Genomic DNA, 12,414 nt, shown 5'->3' with positions numbered 1-12,414 from the left:
TCAGGAGTCCGGTCCATTGCGGACCGGACTCTGAGCGAACGATGAGCGGCGGCTATTGAACCTTGTCGAGGAACTCGTCTACCGCCTTACCGAGGCGCTTCAAGCGCGTGATGTCCTTCACGGTAAGGTCCGGATGGGCGACGTACCACCCGACTGCCGGGATCTGGTGGCTTACAATCCAGTCCTTCACCTTCGGGCTGTGAATCCCTGGCCAACCCTCCCAAATTCCCCCGAAGAGGACGTCAAGGCCGTCCGGGATCTTTGCCGCGAAGTCGTCGATGTAGGGATCCCAATCGCCGTCGTAGGCAGTGGCGAAGAGCATCTTCGTCTCGTTGTCCAGAAGCAGGAAGCGCATGTCGTGGACGGTGCCGACCTTGTCTGTGTCGCTGAAGTCGCCGTCACGCAATTCCAGCATTGCGCGTAGCCGCTCGGCCCCACCGGGCGCCAATGGGGCGATGACGAGCAGCTCCGAGACCTTGCCCTGACGGTTGCCGATCCGGCCGGCGCTTGACATCCGGGTTGCCGGCTCGCGCCGTGACGTTCCCGACTTCAGGTCGCGGATGAGGACCTCCAATGCGGCTTTTCCCACCTCCGAGCCGGTCGCATAGAGCTCGCGCGCACGCTGGATCTTCTGCTCGAAGGTCTGATCTTCCGGTTTAGTTACTGTACGTGTTGCCATCACTGTTTTTCTCCTTTCGGTTTGGATACTTGGTTGCTGTTACAGTTGCCTTGTCTCGCATTGACGTGGCCAACATGACGATGATGAGCGTCATGCAATGATATGACAGAGATGTGCCATCGTTGCGAGTGAAGCTCGGCCAATCGTGCCGAATCGTTGCTAACGAGAGAAGGCGGGACCACGTAGGTCAGACAGGCTGGATCAACGGACAGCTGGAATTTCTCAGGCGATGCGATACGCCGCCCTTCGCGACATCTTGCGCCGCCGCGACACCATTCCACTTCGCGCCCAGGCGCTTTCAACTCGATGTTTCCACCAGTGCCAACCCGCGCTGTGCGGCCATCCGAACCGCCCACGTTCACCCTGCGCGGCGTTGGCGAGCGAGGCGGCGACGAGGGAGAAAGCTCGAGAAGCGGCGCGCGCTCATGAAAGATTGGGCGCAATTCCAGGCGGGATCAAACGTGATCCGCTCGGACGATGACGTGGGTGTGAGGATGGCCGGTGTCGTGATGGTCGACCGCGATCCAGTCGAGGCGGGTGGCGAGATCCAATTCCATCTGGCGCATGAGGTCGCGGGTGAAGCCGCGAAGGTCAGTCATCTCGGTTGCATCCTCGGGTGCGACGATGAACCGGAACTGGTGGCGATCTCCGCGGCCGCGTTCCACGAACGCCTTGCCGTCGGCCTCGTTCTCGAAAGCGGAATAGGCCTTGCCCCGTTCATCGCCTCTAGAAAAGCAGCATCAATAAGCCAAGAATTGTTACGTAAAGACTCAGCTCTGCGACTGAGGCGTGACTGAACATCTTCGCAAAGCCGACGACATGCAAAAGCGGTCGCAGGACAATGATGACGACGAGAGCCATCGCCAAATAGGTTAGAAACGGCGGCAACAGGACGCCTCCGATAGCCAGCTCTGGAAAGGTGTGCGCCATCAGCTTGCCTCCCGAGGGGAATCGACGCCCCTGCTCCGGTCAACGATGTTGCTCGTCAGGACAAGACACGCAGCAACGTCTGCTTCGATCGAGTCTTTCTGTGGGGCCGTTTCTCGCAGCTCGCGCGCAATGGCCCGTAGGGTGGCTGTATCTCGTTCGACGATCGCTGCGCGCGCTTCGTCCGCCAGTGGTGCCAGTGGCCCATCGGCGACCTGCATCAGCTTCGCATCGCAAATCCGGAGTATTGTCGATTGGTCGAAGCAAGAGAGCATTTCCGCAAGGGCGCGACTGTCCTGCGCTCCTCCAACAGCGAGAAATTGCCCGATCCGCGAGGCATCCCGGAACGCTGCTTCCTCCGCAGCTTCACCGTTCTTGCCGGCCGGCTCCTGCAGGTCGCTTCGAGCCTCCGCGAGTAGCCGCATCCTGCGTTTCTCGTCGGAGACGGGAGGGATCAACGTCTGTGCCGCGAGCAGCAGCCCCTCTGCCGCAATGATGAAGAACGAGGCAAAGAGGAAGGCCTGCGGATTGTAGGTCTGCGGATTGCTCGGCGCGAGGATGAGCACGGTGAAAATTAGATTGAGGTGACCAAACGATGACCACAGAAGGTTTTTGGAGGTCATGAGGAGTGCTGCGCCGATCGCAAAAGGAGCAAGGCCGATGGCCAGCAGCGGGAAGGCGTCGGTGCCATCGAGGATGAAGAACTCGAGTATGCCGGTCAGGACAACTATGATCGGCGTAAAAACGAGCGCGAGGGCGGTGAGGCCGCGCGGGTTCGGTGTTGTAGCCCCAAATGCGACAATCACCATCACGGAAGACAGCGAAACGCTCGCCGCAGGCCATCCGGCCCAAACGTAGAAAATCGCGGCAATTGCAACCCATAGGGCGGCGCGGACACCGCTTTCGGCCGCAAATCGATAGGATCGATACAAGGGCGCGCGCCACAATCGCGCCGGCCAATTGGCTGACCTCAGGGCCAGCAGATCTTGTCGAACCTCCTCGTCCCGGCGAAGCAACTCGCTCCGTGCCGAGGCTTCGGTCTCGACGTCGCGTCCATGCACACGACCATTGTTGAAGACCCGAGCCGCCAGCAGTTCAGCGACGAGACCAACAGCCACGCTGCGGGCGGCTTCCCTCGTAACGGGGCCGCTGCTCGATTCGAGAGCCACACTCGCTATTTCGGGACGGAGCGTCACGATGTCCCGGAGTAGCGCCAGGAAGGTGGTCGATTCGGCCGGTTCGCCGCGGAGGGCCGCAGTCGCATACTCGCGAACGCGGCGATGGGTCGCCACGAGCTGCGCTACGAGCCGCGGTTGACGGTCGGGAGCAAACATCAACGTATTGACCACCGCGATCGACAGAATGCCGACCGCGATCGCGGCGCCGCGCGCCATGCCGGATTCAAACACGTGCTGCGGGGTGTCTATCTGCTGTGTCGCAATAAACGCGACCGTGTAGCCGGACAGCACCGCGGCATAGGCCCGGTAGCCGTCTAAGAGCTTCGCCGCAAAGACGCTAACACCAATCCACACGGCAAACGCCGCGAGGATCAGATCCCTCGCCTGCGAGAAGAGGCCAGTGATCGCGATTGACGCTGTCACGCCCACGACAGTGGCGAGCAATCGAAAGGCTGCCTTGTCAAGCGCTTGACCGCGGGTCGGCTGGGCAAGAATTGCAACGGTGACCGCCGCCGTGTGCGGCGCCTCAAGCTGCAGCCAAAAACTCACGAACAAGGCCAGGATCATGGCCAGCCAGACGCGGATGGCGAAGCTCCAGGAGCCGATCGGAATCTTCGCTATAGTGAACGGCTGCTCTGCTGTTGTCGCAACCACGGCAATGCCTCTCGCCACTCGCGTTCAGTTTCCGTGCCCAGACACATCGACCGAGGCGACGAAGCGGTAGCCACGTCCGGGGATGTTGACGATGAACCGATGTCCGTCCCGGCCGTCGCGCAGCGCGCGTCGCAGCGCAGTCATGTGGACCGTGAGGTTGGAGGGGGCGACGGAAAGATTAGGCCAAACGCAAGCAGTCAAGTCTCGCTTGCTGACAAGCTCACCGCGGCGCTCAAGCAAAGCAATTAGGAGCTCCAGGGCACGGCTTCCGAGAGGCACCACCTTGTCGCCCTCCAGCAGGAGAAACTGCGTCGGGAGCAGACAGAACGGTCCAAAGGAAACTTTGGTTGGTGGGACATCGGCGGATTCAGTTCGCTTCTCGACGATTGCCTTGTCCATATCCTGACGGTGAACGGCGCGTCTTACGTTAAGTCCCAATTTTGGAATAAATCGAAGAACCTCACCCATGTTCGCTCCTATTGAGTTCGGGATGCGCCGAGCAGTCCGACAAATGCGGGCATTGCAACCTCGCGTGTGGGGATTCGCCGTTTCTTGAAACGTAATTTGACGGTTTGGCGTGCCGCGCTCAATTGCGCGCAGGGTCCTGTGAGGTCCGCTTGTGGCTGGCCCATGCTAAGCCGTGACTTAGGAACAACGCGGGCGCGAGACCGCATCCGTTAGCCGGATGAGTACGTAACGGCGGACGATCAGCGCTGTCGCAAACGCCGTAGACGGGACTTTGCGCGCATGGATCGCGCGCTCGCGCGAATGCACCGGAACAGGATGGCCTCGAGCCCGGCTTAGAGGCTCTATGGCTGCTGCGGTCTTATATTCAGGATGTTCGCCATCCGTCCGAGCTCGGCAAGCGAACGCGCCTTCAGCTTTCGCATCAGGTTGCTACGATGCACCTTCACTGTGGATTTGGCGAGCCCGATATCGTGGGCAATTTGTTTGTTTACGCGACCGGCCAGGACTTGGAGCATGATTTCACGTTCGCGTGGGCTGAGCTTATCGAAGCGCTCCCTGAGCGCAGCCAATATCCTTTCATTCTCCCGATGGGCACGATCGCGAGCGAGGCCGGCCTCGACAGCGTCAAGCAGATCCTGACCACGGAACGGCTTTGTAAGGAACTCTATCGCACCACCCTTCATCGCTTGTACCGTCATCGGCACGTCGGCATGCGCTGTAATGAAGATGATCGGCACCTGCCTGTTCGCGGCGGCAAGGTCGCGCTGAAGCTCAAGGCCGCTTCGCCCAGGCATCCGCACGTCGAGTATCAGGCAAGTGGGTCCATCCGGTAGATCGGCCTCGAGGAAATCGGCAACTGACGAAAACTCCCGGGCATGCAGGCCGACTGTCCGCAGCACTCGCGCGACCGCATTTCGAAACTCGGAATCATCATCGATGACCAAGACATTAGGATTTGCCTCGCCCATTGCCGTGTCCCGCGTTACAGGGGCTCATTCGTCCCAACGGAGATACTATTTTACGCTCAATCAGTTGGGATGAACAGCATCTTTACCTAAGTGGATAGCCCAAGGGCCTAAGCCACGGCTTAGGGGCACCGGCATTGCGTTATTGGCGAATGTCCCTGACACTTGCAACCAAGCAGGCTGCGCGAAGTGTTGCCTCGCCAGCATGGTGGAAGTGCCTGGAAGCCGCGATGTTGAACCGCAGATTGATACCTATCGTCGATGATGACACGCCCTTTCGCGAGGCAATGCGAAAACTCGTAACGTTGCTGGGCTACACTGTCGAAACGTTCCCGTCAGCAGCTGATTTTCTCGCATCGCATCTCTTGTCTGAAGCCGCGTGCTTGATCGCCGACGTTCACATGCCTGGGATGACTGGAGTTGAGCTGCACAGGCATTTGGTCGAAACAGGGTACGCGATCCCGACGATTCTCGTTACCGCTTACCCCGATGACATCATCAGGGATCGGTCCCTAAAGGACGGGGTCGTTTGCTACCTCAGCAAGCCAGTGGATGTAGACTGCCTCGAGAGATGCTTGCGCTCGGCTCTACAATCCGCAACGCCGATCGAAGACGATTCATGAATCTTTTTGGGTTTCTGAGCTCTCATGGGTTGTCGGCAGTGTGAACTGAAATACAGCCCCCCGAGGCTCATTGGCGCTTATCCACAGTCGGCCGCCATGACCGCTTATGATGGTCTGGCAAATCGACAGCCCCATCCCGAGTCCGCTGGACTTGGTAGTATAAAACGGATCGAAAACTCGATCGAACTCTACTGGATCAATGCCGGGCCCTGAATCGTGTACTCCGACGAGGATGCCGTCGGTTTCGTCTTGCTCGGTTCTGATCGACAATTCTCGCCTGCCCTCAACTGAGCTCATCGCTTCGACCGCATTCAGGATCAAGTTCACCAGTACTTGCTGCAGTTGAACACGATCGCCCTGAACGGGAACCAGTCCAGCCATCAGGCGAGTACTGACCGAGACCCCACTCTCGGCGATTGCGCTTCGCACCATGACAATCACCTCGTTGACGGCGTAATTGATGTCAAAAAGCTCTTTTCGCGGAGGTGCTTTCTTGATCTGGCTTCGGATCCGTCCGACGATATCAGTGGCGCGGTCCGTATCCCTCTCAATACAGGCGAACGCTTCCCTGGCCTCATCCAAATTCGGCGGGATCGTTTCCAAAAATCGCATCCCCGCCCAAGCATTGATGCGGGCGGCTCCGATCGGATGCAGAATTTCGTGGGACAGCGAGGCAGCCAGTTCTCCCATCATGCTCACGCGGTTCATGTGAGCGAAGTCCAATTGCATCTGCTGCACCCGCGCCAACGCTTGCGTGCGATCCTCGATATCCGTCAGGAGAACGTACCAGCGGATAATACGTCCAGAGTCATCGCAAATTGGGACGCCGCGGTTGTCAAACCATCGATATTCCCCGTCGAAACGTCGAATGCGTTGTTCGATATGGTACGGAATCCCGGCGGCGATCGATTTTGTGAACACTTCGGAAACATGGGGAAAATCGTCGGGATGTATCGTCCCGTTTGTTGCCCAATTCCTCAACTCCTCCAGCGACTGTCCGCCATACTCAAGGATTTGGCGATTGACGGCTTCGAGCTCACCATTCGGGGCCAGAACCGCAACTAGACCAGGTATTCCGTCAATTGCCGACCGCAAACTTCGCTCGCTGTCACGCAGCGCCTCCTCTGCCCGCTTGCGCTCGGTCAGATCGAGGACAAATGCGACGCCCTCGTCCCCGCCTTGTTTGAAAAGCGCAGCGCCAATAAGCACGGGAACGCGGCTGCCGTCCTTCCGAACATACTCCTTCTCGAAGGGCTGAACGATCCCTGTTGAGTACAGTTGCGCCCGCGTGATCTCGTCGCGCTCGCGCCATTCCTGCGTACTCAGTTCGGTCCAATGCAGGCGACCCAGGTCCTCACGGTCATATCCTACGATACGTAGAAACGCGTCATTGGCTTCAACAATCCGCCCTTCGCGATCCCTAACGAAAATCCCGATGATGTTTGCATCGACCAAACGCCGAATCTTCCCTTCGCGATCCGCGAGGTCGTGATAGAGCCGCGAATTTTCCAGCGAAATTGCTGCTTGTGATGCAAGCACCTCCAGCAGCGTGACGCGATCAGGCGTGAAAACGTGCGGCGTCAAATTGTTTTCGAGATAGAGAATGCCAATCAGTTTTCCCTGATTGGTCAGTGGCAAACAGAGAATAGACCGGGCGCGATGCTGAGCGATGTAGGGATCGGTAGTGAATGGATTCTGAGACGATGCATCATCGAGAATCACGGTCTCTTGAGTGCGCATTGCGTAACGAACGAGCGCCTCCGGCAGCGTGGCTGGAGTGTAAGCGCCCTCTCGCAACTGCACGATCACATCCTTTCCGCGGGTGGCCGCTTCCGCATCTATGTACAGATCTCCACTTTTCGATGTAATCAGCAGCCCTCGCTCGGCGCCGGCTTGCTCGATTGCTGTGCGCATGAGTTTGCCGATGAGTTTTTCCAGAACCATCTCGCCGGAAACGGCTTGCGACATTTTGATCACGGTCGCGAGATCGAGCTTTTCGACAGGTGCCTCGATCGTGTCCACTGCACTCGGCGCGCGCTCGTCCTGCTTCAGCCGTGGATGGAGCTGATCGAGTTGCCGTACCTTTCCGTCAGCCCCCCAACGCAGATAGCAAGATCGCGCATCCTGCAGGTAGGTATTCGCGATCTTCTCGAAACCACGGGCCGCGTAAAAGCGGGAAGCCAATTCGCAGGCAAGCGCCTCGTTGTGAACAAAGCCGTTGGCGCGTGCGGAGGCGATAGCGCGCTCGTAAAAGTTCATCGCATCGAGAAGGCGTCCCTCGACACGGGCAATCTCGGCGCCGAGCAGCGCTGCTCGGTCCTCGGAGTTCTGCGGACAATTCACCGTCCAGGCCCGAAGCTGTTGCTCGTGCCCTGCAAGCGCTTCTCGATGCTTGGCGTATGGGTCGGGACCCAGGGGTTCGCACCGTGCGGCGCGGGTCAGGCCAGCATAAAGATGGCATTCCCCCTTTTCGGCGGGAAAGAGAGACAGCGCCGGCGAGGTCGCGTACCATGTCTCCACCTTCTCCGCTGCCTCCATTGCTGATGCATAATCGCCGGCGAAGAACCGCGCCTGGAGCTTCCGGATCCAGTAGAAACCCTCCAAAAAGACGCGAGAGGGTTGACCCGTGATGCGCTCCTCGAAGGAGCGCTCCGTGAATCCACCATCGTCGAGGGAGCCGAACTTCATGGTTCTTCCGCGCAGCGTCCGGGCGAGCGCGATAGGCGCGGAAAGTCGGTCAAGGAAAAATCCGTACCTCTGCACGAATGCCAATGCGTCCTCGGCTTCGCGCTCGAATTGCTCGAGTGGATTGCCCGATGCAAGAAGAATGGTGCTGAGACCCCGGGAGGCGAGTGAGGCATATGCCGGGTCGCCGTGATCTTTCGCCATCTGGAAGGCGCGACGTGACGGATCGATGCCCTCTCTGAGCGGTCGGGTCCATGGGACCACAATCGCGAAGCATGTATAGGTTCGGGCCCCAAAGCGGGTCAATCCGCGACGTTCGACTAGATCACAAGCCATCTTTACAAATCGATAGCCTTCAACGTAGTGGCCGAAGCGGGGGCCGGCGAACATCGCCGTTGCCACGTAGTTCACCAGTGATCCGTCACTATTGCCGTGCTCTAGGCTGAGATTGACGGCAGTGCAGGCGCTGAGTGCGAGCAAGTTCGGGTCGGTGTACAGTGCTGGTAGAAACAGGCTGGTGAGCAGCTCGAGCGTCGCCCGGGCTTGCGGATCCTGGATCAGCGGCAGGTCAACAAGATCCTCGATCGTGCGATCTCCGAGCAGTACCCAGATGCGCTCGTACTCGCGGCGCGCTTCCGCCTCAGTGGGATGCGCCGACCAATCGATGCCCACATGCCGCAAGCATTCCAGGGCAACCGGCACCACCCTCTCGGCCGCCCCAAGGATTACGTACAGATCCACGCGCCGCTGTGCCACGATGCATCGTTGAACGTTGTCGACGGTGCGCGTCGCCAGCGCCGCCAGCCGCTGCTCGGCGGCCCGTAGCGCGCCCCCAAAGACCTCGCAGTCGACCTGGTGCAGCTGCAACGCAAAGGCCAGCTCCTGCCGCCGCTGCCAAGCGGCCTCCGGCAACAGCGCCGCGCCGGCGGAAAGATAGGTCAGCGCAGAGGCGTAGGCCGAAGACGCCATGGCGCGTTTGCCCGCGGCCAGGTTCAGCTCCGCGAGCTGCTCGCGTTCGGCCTGTGACGTGATCAGCGGCACGCCGCGGTTCAGTTGGTTGACGATCTCGAAGATTGTCTCGTCACGCTTTTCCGGTGGTGTTTGCGCCAGCAGCAGCCGGCCGATTGTCAAATGCGCAAGGGCGCGCGACCTTTCCGGGATCAACGCATATGCGGCTTCCTGCACGCGGTCGTGAATGAATCTGTAGGAGCGATCGACGCGGTCGATCAATTGTTGGTGCCGAGCCTCCCACAGAGCCGTGTGCACCTCTTCCTCGGGCGCTCCCATAACGATCGAAAGCATTGCGACGTCGGCGACATTGCCCAGGCAAGCAAGCTGCTGCAACGCGTCCTGCGCGCCCACCGACAACCTCGTCAGCTTCCCGGCCAAGAGCTCGACGACGTTCTCCGTGTACCGTTTGGCATGGATGCCTTCGAGGTCCCAAGACCATCGAACCTGCTCGTGATCGAAGGCCACAAGACCTTCGCCAGCAAGGGCGTGAAGAAATTGGATCACGAAGAACGGGTTCCCATCGGTCTTCGCGTGCACCAGCCCGGCCAGCGGGGCGGCGTGTGCCGCGTCGCAGCGGAGCGAGTCCGCGACGAGTTCGCCCAAATCTTCGGTCGTCAGCGGAGCGAGCTTTATGTCCTGCACCCTTCCGGTCGTCCGGATCGCCTCCAGCTTGCGCATGAGCGGATGCGCCGCGGTGACTTCGTTGTCGCGGAAGGCACCGATGAGGAAAAGATTGCGAAGCTCAGACCGGCTCAAGAGGTCATCCAGAAGGTCGAGCGTCGCCGCGTCGAGCCATTGCAGATCATCGAGGAACAGCGCCAGAGGATGTTCCGGCCGAGCGAAGACACCGATGAACTGCCGAAGCACCATCTGGAAGCGTCGTTGCGCGTCCTGCGGCGGAAGCTCAACGACCGGCGGCACCTCTCCAAGGAGGAGCTTCAGTTCAGGAACGAGATCCACCATCAGCCCTGCGTTAGGTCCCAGGGTCTCCTGCAAGGCGTCGCGCCATGGCGCAAGGTCGGCGTCGCTCATACCGAGCACCGGCCGGACCAGGCTCTGAAGCGCCTGTGCCAACGTCGAGTATGGAATGTCGCGTTTGTACTGATCGAACTTTCCGGAAGCGAAAAGGCCGCGCGGCGGCACCAGCACCGGCTGCAGCTCATTGACGAGCGAGGACTTGCCAATGCCGGAATAGCCTGAGACCAGGACCAATTCCGGGACTCCATTGTTGACGACGCGATCGAAGGCGGCGAGCAAGGTGTCGACCTCGCGTTGTCGCCCATAGAGTTTCTCGGGGATCAGCAACCGGTCGGACATGTCGGATTGGCCGAGTGGAAAGTCGTCGATCCGGCGCTCCGCCTCCCATTCGGTCCGGCAGCGGCGAAGGTCCCTTTCGAGGCCGGCGGCAGTCTGATATCGATCTTCGGCCCTCTTCTCGAGCAGCTTCATAACGATGGCCGAGACGGCGCCAGGAATTTCTTTCAGCCGCTCGGCAGGCGGCGCCGGCCGCCTGGCGAGATGGCAGTGCACCCATTCCATGGGATCGGCTGCGGCAAACGGCAAAGCACCGGTGAGCATTTGATAGAAGGTGACGCCAAGGGCGTAGATGTCGCTCCGGGAATCGATGGACCGGTTCATCCGTCCCGTCTGTTCTGGTGCCATGTAGGACAGCGTGCCAGCGATCATCTCGGGAGGGTGAGGCGACTGGCGTTCACGCGAAAGGCGCGAGGCGATGCCGAAGCCGGTCAGCCTCACCTCGCCGGTTGTCTCATCGAGAAGGATATTGGCTGGCTTGATATCCTTGTGGAGGAGCCCGCGTTGGTGAAGCTTACCCAGGGCCGAGGCAATAGCGCCGCCGAGGCGCAAGAAGCGCCCGATATCCATGGGTACGCCGAGCAACATCTCGAGCGGCTTGCCGCCCGCATCATCGAGCACCAGCACGGTTCGATTGGCTTCGCGCACGAGCTCTAATGGCCGCACTGCCCACGTGCCGTCGAGTTCGTCCCTCAGCTCGTATTCGTGACTGAAGTGATCGAGGGTCGAACGAGACGGGTGGTCGGCGGCAGGAGCAACGAGCAGCACGGCGTGCCGCTTGCCCTCATCGTCGAGCCGCCAGCCGCGGTAAAACACGCATTCGCTGTCTTTCCACAAGACCTGGGAGCCACCGTCGGAGTACGCGACGTTCTGCGAATGCGGCACCATCTGTCAGACTCCGGCGTCGGCCAGGTTGCATGCGCGGGCCCCTCTCCGCCCTGCAGAAAATCGTACCTCAATGGCTGAGAAATGCCAGCCGTCCCTTGATCTTGCACCATCCGAAATACGCGGATCGCCTTCGCAGCAATTCCGCGCAATTCGCGATGGCCGCCCGTATGCGTCAAATACAGCCAACGTCGGCAGGTTGCGAGAAGGCAACTACGATACCGAACTATCAGCGAAGCAGAAGATGCAATCGGGGTCTTTATGAAAGACATCTTGACCGTGGTCACGTTCGTCATGGGAGCCCTGTGCTTCGCAATGTTCCTGATCACGGTGAAGCCAGATCCACTCAGTGCAGTCCCCCAACCGGACAAGCTCGCGCACTGCAAAATAACGGTTTCTCGTGAGCCAGTATGCCGCAACGAACCCGGGCGGCTGCCTACCCATGAATAGCGTCTACCTCCCCGCCTTGGCAGCATTGTCCGGCTCCGCAATCGGCGGACTGACTTCGTTCGCGTCGGCCTGGCCCACCCAGCACCATCAGGATCGCGCCAGGCGGCTGTTGGGAGAAAAGGCCCGACGGCAAAAGCTGTACAAGCAGTTCATCAACGAAGCATCGGAGCTTTACGCGGACGCGCTCGTCCATGATGACGCGGAGGTCTCGGCACTGGTGAGCGTGCACGCGCTGATCAGCCGGATGCGTGTCGTATCGAGCTGCAGCGTGATCGAAAAGGGGGAGGCGGTCGCTCATATGATCATCGACACGCATTTCACACCCAACAAGACCTTTTCCGACTTTCGCGAACTGATGAACGGCCACGCCGTCCATCCGTTGCGGGCCTTCAGCGAGGAAGGCCGGACCGAATTGCAGGCGCTCAGTGATCGTTGAGCGCGCGCCGATCGTTGATGCCGCAATGCCCGAATTCAGCAACAGCAAAATGCGGGCGCGGCGCTTTGCGACGACGGTTCGGGTATCGGGCCTCAGCCTTTAATGAATTAGCGACGATTCGTCGGGATTGGGCATTCTT

8 protein-coding genes and 1 pseudogene are annotated in these 12,414 nt (G+C 59.9%); 2 read left to right on the top strand and 7 right to left on the bottom strand.

What is annotated here, in order from left to right:
- Positions 1 to 52: 52 nt before the first annotated feature.
- From AKN84_RS05585 to AKN84_RS05560, 6 genes and pseudogenes are all read right to left on the bottom strand, one after another.
- Positions 53 to 679, bottom strand: a complete 627-nt coding sequence (locus AKN84_RS05585) for a hypothetical protein (RefSeq protein ID WP_050419754.1) — start codon at positions 677 to 679, stop codon at positions 53 to 55.
- 470 nt (positions 680 to 1,149) lie between these two features.
- Positions 1,150 to 1,410: pseudogene (locus AKN84_RS05580) on the bottom strand (relaxase/mobilization nuclease domain-containing protein); the annotation flags it as partial.
- Positions 1,406 to 1,609 (bottom strand): DUF1656 domain-containing protein, encoded by a 204-nt coding sequence (locus AKN84_RS05575; protein WP_050419752.1) that lies wholly within the window; start codon positions 1,607 to 1,609, stop codon positions 1,406 to 1,408. The pseudogene AKN84_RS05580 and the gene AKN84_RS05575, both read right to left, overlap by 5 nt.
- Entirely contained in the window at positions 1,609 to 3,438 is a 1,830-nt protein-coding gene (locus AKN84_RS05570; RefSeq protein ID WP_050419751.1) for an FUSC family protein, read from the bottom strand. The genes AKN84_RS05575 and AKN84_RS05570 overlap by 1 nt, the downstream gene beginning before the upstream one ends.
- 24 nt (positions 3,439 to 3,462) lie before the next feature.
- Positions 3,463 to 3,906, bottom strand: coding sequence for a winged helix-turn-helix domain-containing protein (locus AKN84_RS05565; RefSeq protein ID WP_128970467.1), 444 nt, complete (start codon positions 3,904 to 3,906; stop codon positions 3,463 to 3,465).
- A gap of 341 nt (positions 3,907 to 4,247) precedes the next feature.
- Positions 4,248 to 4,874 carry a response regulator transcription factor gene (locus AKN84_RS05560; protein WP_050419749.1) on the bottom strand — a complete coding sequence of 209 codons (627 nt, stop codon included), beginning with the start codon at positions 4,872 to 4,874 and terminating at the stop codon, positions 4,248 to 4,250.
- A 149-nt stretch (positions 4,875 to 5,023) separates the two neighbouring features.
- On the opposite strand from AKN84_RS05560, the gene AKN84_RS05555 reads away from it, so the two are divergent.
- Complete coding sequence (locus AKN84_RS05555) at positions 5,024 to 5,494, top strand: response regulator transcription factor (RefSeq protein ID WP_347337299.1); 471 nt, start codon at positions 5,024 to 5,026, stop codon at positions 5,492 to 5,494.
- Here the strand turns inward: AKN84_RS05555 and AKN84_RS05550 are convergent.
- Positions 5,489 to 11,392 carry an AAA family ATPase gene (locus AKN84_RS05550; protein ID WP_050419748.1) on the bottom strand — a complete coding sequence of 1,968 codons (5,904 nt, stop codon included), beginning with the start codon at positions 11,390 to 11,392 and terminating at the stop codon, positions 5,489 to 5,491. The genes AKN84_RS05555 and AKN84_RS05550 overlap by 6 nt on opposite strands.
- Positions 11,393 to 11,831: 439 nt before the next feature.
- Here AKN84_RS05550 and AKN84_RS05545 point away from each other — a divergent pair, with 439 nt between their 5' ends.
- Entirely contained in the window at positions 11,832 to 12,275 is a 444-nt protein-coding gene (locus tag AKN84_RS05545; protein ID WP_128970466.1) for a hypothetical protein, read from the top strand.
- Positions 12,276 to 12,414 lie beyond the last annotated feature (139 nt).

Origin of the sequence: Bradyrhizobium tropiciagri (assembly GCF_001189845.1) — a bacterium.
GTDB lineage: Bacteria > Pseudomonadota > Alphaproteobacteria > Rhizobiales > Xanthobacteraceae > Bradyrhizobium > Bradyrhizobium tropiciagri.
Note: the sequence above shows the minus strand (reverse complement) of the source record. Positions and strands in the feature narration are given on the sequence as shown.